Raw genomic sequence first — 18941 nt, forward strand, 5'->3', positions numbered from 1 at the left:
CCAGACCAAACCGTTCAGCATCGGGCGTCGAAGAACCGCAGCAGGCAGCACAGCATCGGGGAGCAGCACCATCGTGTCGACGTGGGGGGAGCCCGCCGACGCGCAGCGACAGAAGTCGCCGCGTCGCGGAGCACGCATTCGCATCTTCAAGAACGAGAGCAACTGGGGCGAGCCCGGTGCCTCGTACTTCTCGCGATTCGCCCGCATACTCGCTCTGACCCTCGCGGTCGTCGTCGGCGCTCTCAGCGGCGCGGTGCTCCCCACCGCCATCGCGAACGCCGTCGTCGTCGAATGGGGCACCAACGGCGGCACCGAGCCGAACTACCAGGCCACCGTCAACGGCGACTTCGTCAATGCCGGCAACGGCGTGCTCGCCTGCACCTCGATGTACGTGTCGAACGCCGGCAGCTGTGCGAATCTCCACGCGGCCACGGCGCCGTCGACGACGAACCCCAACGTCAACGACTACGCGAACATGATCAACAGCAACACGGTGAACGGGTTCACGACGAACTCCTCGAGCGCGACGCTGACGGTGCCGTCGGGGGCCAAGGTGGTCAAGGCGTTCCTGAACTGGTCGGCCAACACGGGCGTCTACACCGGTGACACCCGTCCGCTGTGCGGCGCCTACGACACGACCAGCTCCCAGGCGACGCTGCCCAGCGGGTCGGCGACGGGATACCAGACCCGGGCGGTGCAGTTCCGAGTCGGTTCGGGCGCGATCGCCGCGTACGCGCCCGACAGCCTGCGCGAGGATGCGGCGAGCCAGGCCACGGCGCGCTACTACAGCGCATCGGCTGACGTGACGACCGCGTTCGCGAGCGTCGCCACCGGATCGTCGGTCACCGTCTCGGCCGGCAACCTCTGGGCTCCTCAGGGCGCCGGATGCTACGCGGGCTGGTCGGTCACCGTCGTCTACGACTACGGCACGTACATCGTCGGCAACGCCAACTCGGTGCCGCACCGCGTCATCTACTACGAAGGCCACGTACGCGAGGGTCGCAACGACGCGGCGCTCAGCGTCGACTTCAACGGATTCACCGCCGTCGACAAGGGCACCCGCGCCGGCTTCACGCTGTACGAGGGCGACCGCGGCATCACCGGAGACGCCGCGTCGTACGCGCGGGCGGGTTCGACGACGTTCACCGAGATCCCGAACAGTGCCGCGCTCGACAGCGCCGGCAACAACGCCGGCGTCAACGGCAACATCGGCATCGGCCGAGCGAGCGGCTCGGTTCGCTACACGAACACGTCGGACACGAGCGCCTTCACGAACCAGAGCGTGGATGTCGCGACCGCCAACCTGACGAACGTCGTGGCCGGCGACTCGAAGGTGACCCTGCGACTCGGCACGAGCGGCGACTCCTACCTGCTGACGAACGCGGTGCTGTCGGTCCCGACGGCGGGACTGCAGGTCACCAAGAGCTACAACGGCACCGACGACATCCAGTACCGCACCGCCGGCGAGAAGGCCACCTTCACGATCACGATCCAGAACACCGGCGCGGGCATCCTGCAGAACATCAAGGTCGTCGACGACCAGGCCGACTGTTCGCGCACGCTGACCGGGATCACCCTCGCCCCGCTCGCGACGACGACCTACACGTGCACCGCGACGAACAACACCACAGCGGGCTATACGAGCACCGCGACAGCCACGGCCACCACGGTGGTCGGCGGCTACCTGGCGGAGGGCGCCGACTCGACCACGGTCGCGAAGAGCAGCATCGCGCTGGCGAAGTCGAGCGCGCTCGCCGCCGGCGCCACCGGCAAGGCGGGCGACTCGGTCAACTACACGCTGACCGCGACCAACGACGGCTCGGGCCCGCTCACGGGCGTCACGATCACCGATCCGCTGATCACGAACCTCGTCTACGGCACCTGGAGCTCGGGAACCAGCGGCACCCTCAACCAGGGCGGTTCCGTCACCGCGACCGGCACCTACGTGCTCAAGCAGTCGGATGTCGACGCCGGATCGATCGCGAACACCGCGACCACGACGGGCACCGACGCCGACGGCGGCGTCAAGCCGACCGCGACCGCGGCGCGCACCCAGCCCGTCGCCGCGACCCCGGCGCTGACGCTGAACAAGACGGGCGCGCTCGCGAGCGGCGCCACCGGCAAGGTCGGCGACACCATCAACTACAGCTTCGTGGTGACCAATACAGGCAACGTGACGCTGAAGAGCGTCGGCGTGACCGATCCGCTCTCCGGTCTGTCGGCCATCACCTTCGGCACCTGGAGCTCGGGCACGACCGGCCAGCTCAACCCGGGCGGTTCGGTCACCGGCACCGCGACCTACACGATCAAGCAGGCCGACGTCGACCGCGGCAACGTGCCGAACACGGCCACCGCGACCGGCACCCCGCCGACCGGCTCGGCTGTCACGGCCACCTCGTCGCGCACCGTGACGGTGGCGACCGCGGCCCCCGCGATCACGACCACGAAGGCCGCCGCCTACACGACCGGCTCCGGCGCGGTCGGCAGCGTCGTCACCTACACCTTCACGGCCCGCAACTCGGGCAACGTGACCCTCACCGGCGTCGCGATCACCGACCCGCACGCGGGCCTCTCGGCACTGACCTACAGCTGGCCGGGCACCGCGGGCACGCTCGCGCCCGGCGCGACCGTCACCGCCACGGCGACCTACACGGTGACGCAGGCGGATGTGGATGCCGGCACGATCACCAACACCGCGACCGCCGCCGGCACCTCGCCCACCGGCACCGCCGTGAACGCGACCGCGAACGCGACGATCGCCCCGCAGACATCCGCCCCGAACCTGGTCTTCACCAAGTCGGGCACCGCGAACGGCCAGGCCGCCGGCTCGGTCGTCACCTACACCTTCACGCTGCGCAACACGGGCAACGTGACCCTGACCGGCGTCGGCGTGACCGACCCGCTCGCCGGCCTCAGCGCGATCACCTACAGCGCCTGGCCGAGCGGCACCGCCGGCCGGCTCAACGTCGGCGACCAGGTCACCGGCACCGCGACCTACACGCTGAAGCAGAGCGACGTGGATGCGGGCTCGGTCGCGAACACCTCGACCGCCGTCGCCACCCCGCCGACCGGCGCCGCGATCAACCGCACCTCGAGCGCGACCGTGCCGGTCGCGCCGACGGGCACCATCGCGGTCACCAAGTCGGGCGCGTACCTCAGCGGCACCGGCGCCGTCGGCAGCGTCATCCGCTGGAGCATCACCTTCCGCAACACCGGCAACGTGACGCTCTCGGGCGTCACCCTGACCGACTCGCTCGCGGGTCTCGGCACCCCGGTCATCACCTGGCCGGGCACCGCGGGCACGCTCGCGCCGGGCGCGACCGCCACGGCGACCGCCGACTACACGGTGAAGCAGAGCGACGTCGACACGGGCAGTGTCGCGAACACCGCCAGCGTCACTGCGCGCACCCCCGGCGGCGGCGCCGTGAGCGGCGCCTCGCCCACCGCGACCGTGCAGACGAGCGCGGCGAACCCGGGCGTCACGATCGCGAAGACCGGCCAGATCGCCGGCGGCGCGGCCGGCAACGCAGGCAACGTGATCACCTACACCTTCACGCTGCGCAACTCGGGCAACGTGACCCTCACGAACGTCGGCGTGACCGACCCGCTCGCGGGCCTCGGCACGATCACCTACACCTGGCCCACCTCCACGGCCGGCACGCTCGCGCCCGGCGCGACCGCGACCGGCACCGCCAGCTACACGATCAAGCAGAGCGACGTCGACACCGGCAACGTCAAGAACACCGCGACCGTCACTGGCACGACCCCGACGGGCGGCACCGCGACGAACACGAGCGGCCAGGTGACGACGAACACGGCCGCCGCCGCCCCGGCGATCTCGACCACCAAGGCGGGCGCCCTCGTCGCCGGCTCGACCGGCGTCGCCGGTGACACCGTGCGCTGGACGATCACCCTCGTCAACACCGGCAACGTCACGCTGACCGGCGTCAGCGTCGCCGACTCGCTCGCCGGCATCGGCGCCCTCACCTACACGGGGCTCGGCGCGAACTCCTCGCTCGCGCCGGGCGCCACAGCCACGGCCGTCGGCACCTCGACCCTGTCGCAGGCGGATGTCGACTCCGGCTCGGTCATCAACACCGCGACCGGCTCGGGCAGCTCGCCCACCGCGGTGCGCGTCAGCAGCGCCAGCACGGCCACCGTCGTGGTCGCGCCGACCGGCAGCCTGTCGATCACCAAGACCCCGAGCGTGACGAGCGGCGCGACCGCCGGCAGCACGATCACGTACACCTTCCTGGTGCGCAACACCGGCAACGTGACCGTCAGCACGGCGACGATCACCGACCCGCTGGCGGGCCTCAGCGCCATCACCTACAGCGGCTCGCGCACCCTCGCGCCGGGCGCGACCGTCACCGGCACCGCGACCTACACGGTCAAGCAGAGCGACGTGGACGCGGGCTCGATCAAGAACACCGCCGGCGTCAGCGGCACGACGCCGAAGGGGGCCACCGTGACGGCGTCGTCGGGACAGGTCACCGTCACGACGGTCGCCCCGGCTCCCGCGGTGACCGTCACGAAGACGGCCGCGTACACGAGCGGCTCCGGCGCCGTGAACAGCGTCATCACCTACACCTTCGTCGCGCGCAACACCGGCAACGTGACCCTGACCGGCGTCGCCGTGAGCGACCCGCACGCGGGACTCTCGACGATCACCTACGGCACCTGGCCGAGCGGCACCACGGGAACTCTCGCGCCGAGCACGCAGGTCACCGCCACCGCGACCTACACGGTCACGCAGGCCGACGTCGACGCCGGCTCGGTGCGCAACACCGCCGCCGTCGCGGGCACTCCGCCGACCGGCGCCGCCGTGACCGGCAGCTCGGGCGAGGTCAGCATCGCGACCGCCACCGCGGCTCCCGCGCTCACCTTCACCAAGACCGGATCGGCCGCGGGCGCGACCGCCGGCTCGACCGTCACCTACACCTTCACCCTGCGCAACAGCGGCAACGTCACGCTCAACGGCGTGAGCGCGAGCGACCCGCTCTCGGGCCTGAGCTCCATCACCTACGGCGCCTGGCCGAGCGGCACCGCGAACACGCTGCGCGTCGGCGACCAGGTCACCGGCACCGCGACCTACACGGTCAAGCAGAGCGACGTGGATGCGGGCTCGATCTCGAACACCGCGACCGCGACCGGCACCCCGCCGACCGGCGCGGCGATCACCCGCACCTCGAGCGCGACCGTGCCGCTCGCCGGCGTCGGCGTGCTCAACGTCACGAAGGCCGGTGCGCTCGCACCCGGCGCGACCGGCAAGGTCGGCGACACCATCACCTGGACGATCGTCGCCAAGAACACCGGCAACGTGACCCTCACCAACGTGGCCGTCACCGACTCCCTCTCGGGCCTCTCGGCGCTGAGCTACACCTGGCCGACCGGGCAGACCGCGGGCACCCTCGCCCCGAACCAGCAGGTCACCGCGACGGCGACGTACGCAGTCACGCAGGCCGACGTGGATGCGGGCACCGTCACGAACACCGCGACGACCACCGGGCGCAACCCCTCCGGCGGAACCGTCACCGGCGCGTCGTCGCCGGCGAGCGTGACGCTCGCGGCCTCCGCCCCGGCGATCACCGTGCAGAAGTCGGGCGCGATCGCGGGCGGCGCGGCCGGCAACGCGGGCAACGTCATCAACTACACCTTCACGATCACCAACACCGGCAACGTCACGCTGCGCGGCGTCGCGGTCACCGACCCGCTGAGCGGACTGTCGGCCCCGATCTACACCTGGCCGACGTCGACCGCCGGGGTGCTCGCACCCGGCGCGGTCGCGACCGCCACCGCGACCTACACGATCAAGCAGAGCGACGTCGACAACGGCAGCGTCGCGAACACCGCCAGCGTCACCGGCACCCCGCCGACCGGCGCGGCTGTCACGAACACCGGCAGCACGGTCACGAACACCGCGACCGCCGCGCCTGGCGTCGTGGTCACCAAGACCGGCCAGCTCGCGACCGGCGCCACCGGCAAGGCCGGCGACACCGTCAACTGGTCGTTCACCGTGCGCAACTCGGGCAACGTCACGCTCACCGGCGTCGTCATCAACGACCCGCTCGTCGACATCTCCGCGCGCACCTACACCTGGCCGTCCGGCCAGACCGCGGGCACCCTCGCCCCGGGCCAGACCGCCACGGCGACCGCGACCTACGTGCTCAAGCAGAGCGACGTCAACGGCGGCTCGGTCGTCAACACCGCGACCGGCGTGGGCACCACGCCGAAGTCGGGGCCGGCGACGAGCCAGCAGGTGTCGGCGACCGTGACCATCCAGAGCTCCGCCTCGCTGAGCCTCACCAAGACCCCCAGCGTCGCCAGCGGCGCCAAGGTCGGCGACACGATCACGTACACCTTCGTGGCCCGCAACACCGGCAACGTCACGCTCACCGCGGTCGCGATCACCGACCCGCACGTCGGCCTCTCGACCATCAGCTACGGCCCCTGGCCCGGCGGCACCGCCAACGTGCTCGCGCCCGCCGAGCAGGTCACCGCGACCGCGACCTACACGGTCACGCAGGATGACGTGAACTCCGGCCGGGTCAACAACAGCGCCAGCGTCAGCGGCACCACCCCGACCGGCGGCACCGTCTCGTCGACGGCCGCGGTCAGCGTGCCCGCCACCCCGGCGGCGCCCGCGATCGACCTGACCAAGACGGCCGCGATCACGACCGGCAACGGCGGCGTCAACTCGGTCATCACCTACACGTTCAAGCTCACCAACTCGGGCAACGTCACCGTCACCGGGGCGCGCATCGCCGACCCGCTTCCGCAGCTCTCCCCGCTGACCTACCAGTGGCCGAACGCGCCCCCGCAGGGAACCCTCAACCCCGGTGACAGCGTGACCGCGACGGCCACCTACACGATCACCCAGGCTGACGTCGACCGCGGCTTCGTGCAGAACCGCGCCACCGGCTTCGCCACCCCGAAGATCACCGGCGGCACCGAGTTCTCGACCCAGTCGCCGCAGGTCACCACCCCGACCGCCGCATCCGCCCCGCGCCTCGCGCTCACGAAGACCGGCTCAGCATCCGGCACCACGGCGGGCTCCACGGTCACCTACAGCTTCACCCTCCGCAACACCGGCAACGTGACCCTCACGGGCGTCGGCATCAGCGACCCCCTGCTCGGCGCCAACGGCGTCACCCTCAGCAACTGGTCGGGCGGAGTCGCCGGCACCCTGGCGCCGAACGGCACCGTCTCGGGAACCGGCACCTACACCGTCAAGCAGAGTGACGTGGATGCGGGCTCGATCGCGAACACCGCGACCGCGACCGGCACCCCGCCGACCGGCGCCGCCGTCACCACGCAGGGCAGCGCGACCGTGCCGCTCGCCGCGACCGGCGCGCTCAGCCTCAGCAAGTCGGCTTCGCCCAGCGGCAACGTCAAGCTCGGCGACGTCGTCACCTACACCTTCGTCGCGACGAACACCGGCAACGTGACCCTCAGCGGCGTCACGATCAGCGACCCGCTCGCCGGCCTCAGCCGCGTCGAGTACGGCACGCAGAGCCGCACCCTCGCTCCCGGCGGAACCCTGACCGGCACCGCGACCTACACGGTGACCCAGGCGGATGTGAACCGCGGCTCGATCGCGAACACCGCGTCGGTCACCGGGCGCACGCCCGCGGGCCAGAACCCGACCGCCTCCTCGCCGACCGTCACGACCTCGACCGTCGCGGCCGCGCCGAGCATCACGACCACGAAGACGGCGGCCGTCTCCGACGGCGGCGTCGTCGGCGACCGCGTGACCTACACGATCACTGCGCGGAACAGCGGCAACGTCTCGCTCACCGGCGTCGTGATCAGCGACCCGATGTTCACGCCCGCCCAGATCAACTACGGCGCCTGGACCTCGGGGACCACCGGTCTGCTGCAGCCCGGGCAGACCGTCACCGCGACGGCCGTGCGCACGGTCACGCAGGCCGACGTCGACAACGGCGGCATCACGAACACCGCGACCAGCACCGGCACTCCGCCGACGGGCGCGAACGTGTCGAACTCGGCGACCATCACGACGCCGCTCGCGACCCGGGCCCCGAGCATCCAGCTCGCCCAGACCGGCGCGCTCGCGCCCGGTTCCACCGGCAAGGCGAACGACACCGTCACCTGGTCGTTCACGATCACCAACAACGGCAACACGACGCTCACCGGAGTGACGCTGTCGCCGACGCTGGCCGGCATCACCGCGCCCGTCTTCGGCACCTGGCCGAGCGGCACCGCCGGCACCCTCGCCCCCGGGCAGAGCGTGACCGCCACGGCGACCTCGCAGCTCACCCAGGCGCAGGTGGATGCGCGCAGCGTCACCGACCCGGCGACCACCGCGGGCACCCCGCCGACCGGGGCGAACGTCACGGCCAGCGCGCCGGCGACCGTCGCTCTGACGCCGGCCTCGACGATCTCGATCGTCAAGACCGGAACGGCTCCCGCCAACGCGGCCGTCGGCGACAAGATCACCTACGGCTTCACGCTGCGCAACACCGGCGCGACGACGCTGACCGGCGTCGCCGTCTCCGACCCGCGCCTCGGCTCGACCCCGATCACCTACACCGGACTCGGCACGGGCGCCTCGCTCGCCCCCGGCGCCAGCGCCACGGCGTCGGCGAGCTACACGATCACCCAGGCCGACATCGACGCGGGCACCGTGACCAACACGGCGACGGTGAACTCCGTCAACCCGCAGGGCACCGCCGTCACCGGCACCTCGAACTCGGTCACGGTGGCCACCGGCCAGCAGGCCGGCGCCGTCTCGATCGCGAAGAGCGCGAGCCCGGCGAGCGGCGTCGCCCGCGGCGGCACGATCACCTACACCTTCACGGTCCGGAACACCGGAAACGTGACGCTGACCGGCGTCGCCGTCACCGACCCGATGTTCCCGGGCGCGAGCGACATCAGCTACGGCACCTGGCCGGGCGGCACCACCGGCACCCTCGCGCCGGGCGCGACCGTCACCGCGACCGCCAGCCACGTGGTCAGCCAGGCCGACTTCGACCTCGGCCGCGTCGACAACCAGGCGACCGTCACCGGCAAGACCCCGACGAACATCACGGTCAGCGGCCAGTCCGCGACGGTCAGCACCACGACCGCCGCCGCGAACCCGTCGATCTCGTTCACCAAGTCGGGCACGCCGACGACCGGACTCAAGCTGAACGACACCGTCGTGTGGAGCTTCGCCTTCAGCAACACGGGCGACGTGACCCTCAGCGGCATCGCCATCGCCGACCAGCTCGCCGTGACCGGCCTGACCTACACGGGCCTCGGCGCGAACAGCTCGCTCGCGCCCGGCGCCTCGGGCACCGCGACCGCGAACTACAAGGTCACGCAGGCGGATGTCGACGCCGGCTCGATCGTCAACTCGGCGACCATCACCGCGAACCCCGCCCGCGGCGCGCAGCTCACGCGCACCGCCACGGCCACCGTCGCGACCTCCGCGCAGCCGAGCATCGCGCTGACGAAGACCGCGGCCATCGACGGCAACAAGGCCGGCAACGTCGGTGACACGATCACCTACACGTTCACGGCCTCGAACACCGGCAACCAGACCATCACCGGCGTCGTCATCGACGACCCGCTGGCCCGCCTCGGCACGATCACCTACGGCACCTGGCCGACCGTCACCGCCGGAACGCTGCCGCCCAACACCAGCGTCGTCGCCACGGCGAAGTACACGATCGCGCAGAGCGACGTCGACGGGCAGTCGATCGTCAACACCGCGACCGTCACCGGCACGGCCTCCGGCACTCCGGTCACGGCGACCGCCGGCCCGGTGACCACCGCCGTGGTCGCGGCCGCTCCCGCCCTGACGGCGACCAAGGCCGCGAACGTCACCTCGGGCGCGAAGGTGGGCGACGTCATCCGCTACCGCGTCGTGCTGGCCAACACCGGCAACCAGACGCTGCACGGCGTCACCGCCGTCGACGCGCACGCCGGACTCGGCGCGATCACCTACACCTGGCCGGGCCAGGCCGGCGTGCTCGCCCCCGGCGAGAGCGCCACCGCCCGCGCGAACTACACGGTCACCCAGGCGGATGTCGACGCCGGCTCGATCGCGAACACCGCGCACGGCGAGAGCCTCAACCCGGCCAACACCGCGGTGCGCTCGAACGACTCGGCGCTGACGATCACGACCGACCCGCAGCGCGCGACGATCGCGATCACCGACTCGGGCGCGCTGCCGGCCGGATCGGCGGGCAAGGCCGACGACATCGTCACCTGGACCTACGTCGTCACCAACACCGGCAACGTCACGCTCTCGAGCGTCGGCGTCACCGAGTCGCAGACGAACGCGACCGCCCCGCAGTACACCTGGCCGGGCGCCACCGGCGTGCTCGCGCCGGGCCAGAGCGCTCAGGTGACCACGACCTACAAGCTGCTGCAGGCGGATGTCGACCGCGGCTCGGTCACGAGCAACGTCGCGACCGTCGGCACCCCGCAGACCGGCGCCAAGCCGACCGCGAACGCGACCGCCTCGGTCACCGTCGCGCCGAACCCGGCCTTCACGGTCATCAAGCGCGCCGAGTTCCGGAACGGCGGCGTCGGCAATGTCGGCGACGTCATCCGCTACTCGCTGGATGTCGCCAACACCGGCAACGTCACGCTCAGCAACGCGGCACTCACCGATCACCTGCCCGGTCTCGGCGAGCAGTTCCCGACCTGGCCCGACCCCGCGAAGCCCGGCGTCATCCCGCCTGGCAAGGGCGCCACCGGCTACGCCGACTACACGGTCACCCAGGCCGACGTCGACCGCGGCTCGATCACGAACACCGCGGGCGTCTCCTTCTCGACGCCGGCCGGCGCGACGGTGCAGAAGCCGTCGAACACGGTCGTCACCCCGCTCGCGCAGTCGCGCCCCCTGCTCTCGATCACCGAGACCGGCGTGCCCGACAGCCCGGCGAACGTCGGCAAGAACGTGACCTGGACGGTGACCGTCACCAACAACGGCAACGTCACCGTGAACAACGTCGTCGTCACCGACCCGGCGCTGCAGAACCCGGTGCTGAACTGGGGTGCGAACCCGGCCGGCTCGCTCGCGCCCGGCACCAGCGTCACGCTGACCGGTACGACCGTCATCACCCAGGCGGATGTCGACGCCGGCCAGGCGACGAACTCCTCGAGCGCGCAGGGCACCTCGGCCCGTGACGGCTCGGCCGTGGGGCCGGTGACGGCGAACGCCGCCGCCCCGACCGCGACCGCCGGACCGTCGATCGGCATCCAGAAGACCGCCACCAAGGCCGCCGGCTTCACCGACAAGGCCGGCGACACGGTGAACCTCACCTACCTGGTCACCAACAACGGCAACCAGACGCTCAGCGGCGTCGCCATCGCCGACACCCTCGCCGACACCACGATCACCTTCGGCGCCTGGCCCGGCGGCACCGCCGGCACCCTGGCGCCGGGCGCGACGGTGAGCGCCACGTCGACCCACAAGGTCACGCAGGCCGAGGTGGATGCGGGACGCAGCGAGTCGCCGGCCACCACGACCGGCACGAGCACGCGCGGCACGAAGGTCACCTCGACCAGCACCGCCGGCGTCGACATCGTGTCCAAGCCGGGGATGACCCTGGTCAAGAAGGGCACCGTCGGCGGATCCGGCGGCGTGAACGCCCCGATCAGCTACGGCTTCACGATCACCAACACGGGCAACGTCTCGCTGTCGCTGATCTCGCTCGTCGACTCGCTCCCGGGCGTCAGCGCCCCGTCGTTCGTCTGGCCCGACAAGACCGAGCCGGGCGTGCTCCAGCCCGGCGAGGTCGCCACCGCGACGTCGTCGTACTCGATCACGCAGGCGGATGTCGACGCCGGGCAGGTGACCAACACCGCCACCGCGAGCGGCAAGCCGCCGGTCGGCGACACGATCTTCGTGAGCTCCGGCCAGGTCATCACGACGGTCGCGCCGGCCGCGCCGAAGATCACCGTCACCCAGACCGCGACGCCGACCACGGGCGTGAAGGTCGGCGACCAGGTCACCTTCACCGTCACCGGCAAGAACGACGGCAACGTGACGCTCGGCAGCGTCACGCTGGCCGACTCCCTGGCCGGACTCGGCACCCCCGTTCCCACCTGGCCCGGCCAGCAGGGCACGCTCGGCGTCGGGCAGACCGTCACCTGGCAGATCCCGTACACGGTGACCCAGGCCGACGTCGACGCGGGAGCGATCCAGAACATCGCGACGGTCAGCGGCACCTCCCCGAAGGGCGTCACGGTCTCGGGCGACGCCCCCGCGACCGTCACCCCGACCGTGGCCGGGCCGAAGATCGGCGTGACCGATCAGGGCGCCCTCGCGCCCGGCGCCACCGGCGTCGCGGGCGACAAGGTCACCTGGTCGTACGTGATCACCAACACCGGCGACGTGACCCTCACCGGCGTCACCGCATCCGAGTCGCAGACGAACGCCACCGCCGTCAGCTACGGCGCCTGGCCCGGCGCGACCGGAACGCTGGCCCCCGGTCAGAGCGTCACCGCGACCACCACCTCCACGCTGACCCAGGCCGACGTGAACCGCGGCACCGTCACGAGCGGCGTCTCGACGCGCGGCACCGGACCGGCGCCCTCGTCGACCGTCGTCACCGCGACGGCGCCCGCGACCGTGAGCATCCAGGCCCGCCCGGCGTTCACCAACCTCAAGAGCGCCCGCTTCCTGAACGGCGGCACCGGGCAGGTCGGCGACACGATCGAGTACAAGCTCACCGTCACCAACACCGGCAACGTCACGCTCTACCGTGCGCAGCTGATCGACCCGCTGCCCGGCCTCGGCACACAGAACCCGACCTGGCCCGACCCTGCTCAGCCGGGCGTCATCCAGCCGGGGCAGACCGCGACCGGCGTCGCGAACTACGTCGTGACCCAGGCGGATGTCGATGCCGGCTCGAAGTCGAACATCGCCACGGCGCGGTTCTACTTCACGCCGACCGGCAGCGCGAGCGACCCGCACCTCGACGTGCCCTCGAACGAGGTCGTCACGCCGCTCGCCCAGTCGCGCCCGTCGCTCTCGATCAACGAGACCGGCTCGGTGCCGCAGCCCGGCACCGTCGGCAAGACCGTCACCTGGACCATCACGGTCACCAACAACGGCAACGTGACGGTGAACAACGTCGCCCTGACCGCGGCCAGCACGGCCGGCCTCGCGAACGTGACCACCACCTGGGGCGGCAACCCGGCCGGCACCCTGGCTCCGGGCACCTCGCTCACCGTGACCGGCACGACCGTGCTCACCCAGGCCGATGTGGATGCGGGCGCGACCTCGCGCACCAGCCAGGCGAGCGGCACGTCCGCCCGCGACGGCAGCGCCGTCGGCCCGGTGAACGCCGGCGCCACCGTGCCGACGGTCGGCAGCGGCCCCGGTATCGCCGTCACCAAGTCGGCCGCGCTCGCCCCGGGCGCCACCGGCAAGGCCGACGACCTGGTCGACTTCACCTACACGCTGACCAACAACGGCAACGTGACGCTCACCCAGTCGGCGCTCGCCGATGCGCTGGGCCTGACCGGCCCGATCGCCTACGACTGGAAGGGCAACCCGGCGGGCACCGTCCCGGTGGGCACCACGATCACCGCGACCGGCACCTACCGCCTCACCCAGGCGGATGTCGACCGCGGCTCGATCTCGAGCGCCGTCACGGGAACCGGCACGGCGCCGAACGGCACCAAGGTCACCGACAGCGCCACCGCCGGGGTGACCATCGCGGCCGCGCCGAAGCTCGTCGTCACGAAGGACGGCACCGTGCGCGGCGGGGGAGTCGGCGCCGTGAACGGCGTGATCGACTACGCCTTCACGATCAAGAACGACGGCAACGTCACCCTCACGCTGGTCGACCTCGTCGACTCGCTGGGCGGCGTCAGCACCCCGGTCATCACCTGGCCGAGCTCCGGCCCGGCGGGCACCCTCGTGCCCGGCGCGACGGCCACCGCGACCGCGAACTACACGATCACCCAGAACGACATCGACAAGGGCAGCGTCGCGAACGTCGCCACCTCGACCGCGAAGCCGCCTGTCGGCGACAAGATCAGCCAGTCGTCGAACACCTCGAACGTGACCGTCGGCGGCGCGACCACCGCGCCGAAGATCACCGTGACCGAGACGCCCACGCCCGCCAGCGGCCTCCGCGTCGGCGACGCCGTGAGCTTCGCGATCACGATCACCAACAGCGGCACCATCACGGTCACCGACACGACCCTCGCCACGACGCTGCCCGGCATGACCGTGTCGGCGATCTCGTGGCCGGGCGCCGCCGGTGTGCTCGCCCCCGGACAGGTCGCCCGCGCGACCGGCACCTACATCGTGACGCAGAGCGACGTGGATGCGGGCAGCATCAGCGACACCGCCTCGAGCACCGCCGTGGGCGTGCGCGGCGGCAACGCACCGCCGGCCTCCGCCTCTGCGACCGCGACGACCGTCGCGGCCGGCCCGGCGATCACCGCGACCGATGAGGGACGTCTGCAGCCGGGCGCCACCGGCGTCGCCGGCGACGATGTCCAGTGGCTCTACCGCGCGACGAACTCGGGCAACACCACGCTCACCGCCGTCACCTTCGCCGAGGGACTGAGCGGTTCGGCCGCCCCGATCGTGACCGAGTGGCCCGACCCGTCGAAGCCCGGCGTGCTGCTGCCCGGCCAGACGGCCATCGCGGTCGGCGACTACACGCTCAAGCAGAGCGACGTCGACGCCGGCACGATCCGCAGCAACCTGACGGTGACCGGAACCTCGGCATCCTCCGGCTCGACGAAGGTGACCGACGCCGCCACGGCGAACGTGCCGATCGAGGCGCGCCGCGCCCTCAGCGCGGTCAAGAGCGGCTCGCTCGTCAGCGGCCTCGGCGCCGTCGGCGACACCGTGCGCTACACGGTCGACATCACCAACACCGGCAACGTCACCCTCTACCAGGGCACCCTGCTCGACCCCCTGCCGGGTCTGCAGACGCCGACGATCACCTGGCCGACGGCCGAGGAGGGCACCGTGCCTCCGGGCGAGGTCGTGCACGGCGAAGCCGACTACGCGCTGACCCAGGCGGATGTCGACCGCGGCTACATCGACAACACCGCCCACGTCGCCGCCTGGAGCACGAAGACCGGCCAGGCGGACGCGAACAAGGCCGAGGCCGCGACCAACACGGTGCGCGTCACGACCGAGCAGGCCGTGCCGCAGCTGACCGTCACCAAGGCGGCGAGCGTCGGCGGAACCGGCAAGGTCGGCGACACGATCACGTACACGATCACGACCAAGAACACCGGCAACGTGACCGTCAAGGGCCTCGCCGTCACCGACCCGCTGCCGCGCCTCAGCGGCGTGACGACCACCGGCCTCGCCGCCGACGGCTCGCTCGCGCCCGGCGCGACCGCGACGGGCAAGGCCACCTACGTGCTCGACCAGGCCGACGTCGACACCGGCAGCGTCACCAACCGCGCCGCCGCGAACGGCACCTCGGCCCGCGACAGCAGCCCGGTCGGCGCGCAGAGCAACCAGCTGGTCACCCCGGTGTTCGCCGGCATGCCCGCCCTCAGCGTCACCGACGCCGGCGCGCTCAACGCCCCCGACCAGAACAAGGCCGGCGGCGCCGCCACCTGGACCTACGTGGTGAAGAACACCGGCGACGTCACCCTCACCGGTGTCGCGGTCGCCGACACGCTGCCGATCGGCGCTCCGACCTACGCGTGGACCGGCCCGGCCGGCGTGCTCGCGCCGGGAGCCTCGGTCACCGTCACCGCGCCCTACTCGCTCACCCAGGGCGACGTGGATGCGGGCGGCCCGATCAGCCAGGTCACCGCCACCGGCACGCCGAAGGTCGGCGCGAACGCGACCGCCCAGGCCACCGCGACCATCCCGGTCACGGCGAGCCCGACGATCACCGTCGCCCAGACCGCGCAGCTCGACAAGCCCGGCCAGAACGGCCTCGGCGGCGAGATCGACTACGGCTTCACGATCACCAACACCGGCAACACGACCCTCACCGGCGTGACGCTCGGCAACACGGTCGTGGGCCTCACGGTGCCGAGCTACACCTGGCCCGACCCGGCGAACCCGGGCGTGCTCAAGCCGGGCCAGTCGGCCACCGCGACCGCCACGCACCAGATCTCGCAGGCGGATGTGGATGCCGGCAAGGTCGATAACCTCACCACCGTCACCGGGCGCAACCCGGCCGGCGGCACCGTGACCAATCAGTCGGCGCCGACCAGCATCCCGACCGCGGCCCCCGCCCCGGCGCTCAGCCTGGTCAAGGGCGGTGCGCTGCAGAGCGGCACCGGCAACGCCGGCAGCGTCGTGCGCTTCACCTTCACGCTGAAGAACACCGGCAACGTGACCCTCAGTGGCCTCGCGGTGCAGGAGCAGCTGCAGGGCGCCGGGGTTCCGACGATGACCTTCCCGACCGGCCAGCCCGTGCTGGCCCCGGGCGCCTCGGCCACCGGGTACAGCGACTACACGCTGACCCAGGCCGACGTCGACAAGGGCAGCGTCGCGAACACGGCGACCGCGTCCGGCACGGCTGCGCCGAACGGCGCCCCGGTGTCGACCACGTCGAACACCTTCACCTTCGACACCGCCACCTCGCGGCCGCGCATCTCGACCACGCAGACCGGCGTGTTCGAGTCGGGTCAGACCGGCAAGCTCGGCGACACGGTCGACTACACCTTCGTGATCACCAACACCGGCAACACCTCGCTGAGCGGCGTCGACGTCACCAACACCGTGGCCGGCCTGCGCGACGCGCAGTACACCTGGCCGGCCGGGCAGACCGCGGGCACCCTCGCGCCGAACCAGTCGGTCACGATCACGGCGAAGCACGACGTGACGCAGGCGGATGTCGACGCGGGCGTGATCCGCAACGTCGCCACCGGCAGCGGATCCGACCCGAAGGGCAGCAAGGTCAGCGACGCGGCCCCCGAGGTCGTGCTGCCGCTGGCGACCGCGACGACGGAGCTCGACCTCACCAAGGTCGGAACCCCGCGTCAGGATGCGCGCGTCGGCGACACGATCGACTACGCCTTCACGCTCACCAACAACGGCACGCAGACGCTGCACGACGCGACCATCGTCGACGGACTGCCCGGCGTCAGCACGCTGGCCTACGGCACCTGGCCGAGCGGCACCGCGGGCGTGCTGCGCCCCGGCGACGAGGTCACCGCGTCGGCGACCTACGTGGTCACCCAGGCCGACGTCGACCGCGGCAGTGTGCGCAACACGGCCTCGGCATCCGCCCTCGACCCGTCGAACACGCGCCTCAGCGCCACCTCGCCGGTGTCGGTCGTCAACACGCCCCCGGCGGCGCCGAAGATCGGCATCGACAAGAAGGCGGCGCTCGCGCCCGGCTCGACCGGTCGCGCCGGCGACACCGTGAACTACACGTTCACCGTCACCAACACCGGCAACGTCACGCTCGAGAACGTGACCGTCGGCGACCCGCAGCCCGACCTCGGCAACTGGAAGTACACCTGGCCGGGAACGCCGGGCGTGCTCAAGCCGGGCGAGGTCGCCACGATCACCGCCGAGCACGCGCTCACCCAGCCCGAGGTCGACCGCGGCGTGCTCGACACGGTCGCCGAGACCGGCGGCGAGGGGATGGGCGGAGGTGCTCCGGTGAGCGCCACTGACGCCGCCCCGGTGGTCATCGCGGCCGGCCCCGCGCTGACGCTGACGAAGACGGCCACGCCGCGCAGCGCCTCGCCGACCTTCGGCACCGTGATCGACTACACCTTCGTCGTCGAGAACACCGGCAACGTCACGCTCGAGAGCGTCGCCGTCACCGACCCGCTGCTCGCCGGAACCGAGATCAGCTACGGCTGGCCCGGCGCCAACGGCCGCCTGCTGCCGGGTGAGACGGTCACCGGCACCGCGAGCTACACGGTCACCCAGGCCGACGTGGATGCCGGAGCGATCGCGAACACCGCGACCGCCACCGGAACCGCGCCCGACGGCACGACGCAGCCCACCGCATCCGGCTCGGCGACCGTCGCCGTGCCGCACGGCTCGGCTGTGAAGCTCACGCAGAGCGTGCGCCTCGCCGACGGCGCCGCCGGGTTCGCGGGCGACACGCTGATCTACACCTACGTGATCACCAACACCGGCTCGACCACGCTGCACGACATCGTGCTCACCGACCCGAAGAAGGGCCTCGGCGCCTTCAGCTACGGTCCGTGGCCGGGCGGCGTCGCGGGCGTGCTCGCCCCCGGCGAGAGCGTGACCGTCACGGCGCCGTACGTCATCCAGCCGGGTGACGAGGGCACGCTCGTGCCGGGCACCTCGACGGTGACCGCGGTCGGACCCGACCCCGACGAGCAGGTCACGTCGGCGTCGAGCGCCGACATCCAGCTGCCGCAGCGTCCGGGTGTTCCCGGCATCCCCGGCCTCCCCGGCAACGGAGGCCTCGCCCACACCGGCATCGACCCGACCTACCCGGGCCTTCTCGCGCTGCTTCTCCTACTCTGGGGTGGAGCGCTGGTCGGCTGGAACGTCCGGCGCCGACGTAAGGAGAACGCATGAAGTCCACCGCCCTTCGCACTCTGACCGCACTCGCCGGCGTCGCCTTCGTCGCCGGAGCGCTGGCCGGATGCACGGGAGGTGACGACTCCACCGCGAAGAAGTCGGCATCGCCGAAGCCGTCGACGGCGCCGTCGCAGGTGACCGAGGTCAGCGACGCGCCGGGCACGGGCGAGGGCTTCGAGGGAGCGCGCAACGACGTCGAGGTGAAGAAGTGCGAGCCGGCCGACGGCGGCTGGGCGATCTCGGGCACCGTGACCAACTCGAGCGAGGCGACCGCGAACTACCGCATCTACGTCTCGCTGCTCGACAAGGACAGCGCGACCCTCGGCCTCAAGCAGGTCAACTCGGATGGCGTCGAGGCCGGCAAGAGCGCCGACTGGAACGCCGACATCGCCGTCGACGGCAAGAACCTGCAGTGCGTGCTGCGGGTGGAGCGCTACCCCGCCTCCTGACCCGCCGTTCCGACGGA

2 protein-coding genes are annotated in these 18941 nt (G+C 71.8%); both read left to right on the forward strand.

The window, feature by feature from the left end; all coding sequences use genetic code 11:
* The first annotated feature begins 73 nt into the window (after positions 1-73).
* Positions 74-18472 carry a DUF7507 domain-containing protein gene (locus BJ979_RS04395; protein ID WP_179565568.1) on the forward strand — a complete coding sequence of 6133 codons (18399 nt, stop codon included), beginning with the start codon at positions 74-76 and terminating at the stop codon, positions 18470-18472.
* The gene (locus tag BJ979_RS04400; protein ID WP_179565570.1) at positions 18469-18924 is read left to right on the forward strand and encodes an FxLYD domain-containing protein; all 456 of its coding nucleotides are present in this window, start codon (positions 18469-18471) and stop codon (positions 18922-18924) included. The genes BJ979_RS04395 and BJ979_RS04400 overlap by 4 nt, the downstream gene beginning before the upstream one ends.
* Positions 18925-18941 lie beyond the last annotated feature (17 nt).

This window comes from Schumannella luteola, assembly GCF_013408685.1.
Lineage (GTDB): Bacteria > Actinomycetota > Actinomycetes > Actinomycetales > Microbacteriaceae > Schumannella > Schumannella luteola.

Coding starts and splice junctions, on each gene's coding strand:
- BJ979_RS04400 (WP_179565570.1), top strand. CDS start 18,469: ATGAAGTCCACCGCCCTTCGCACTCTGACCGCACTCGCCGGCGTCGCC.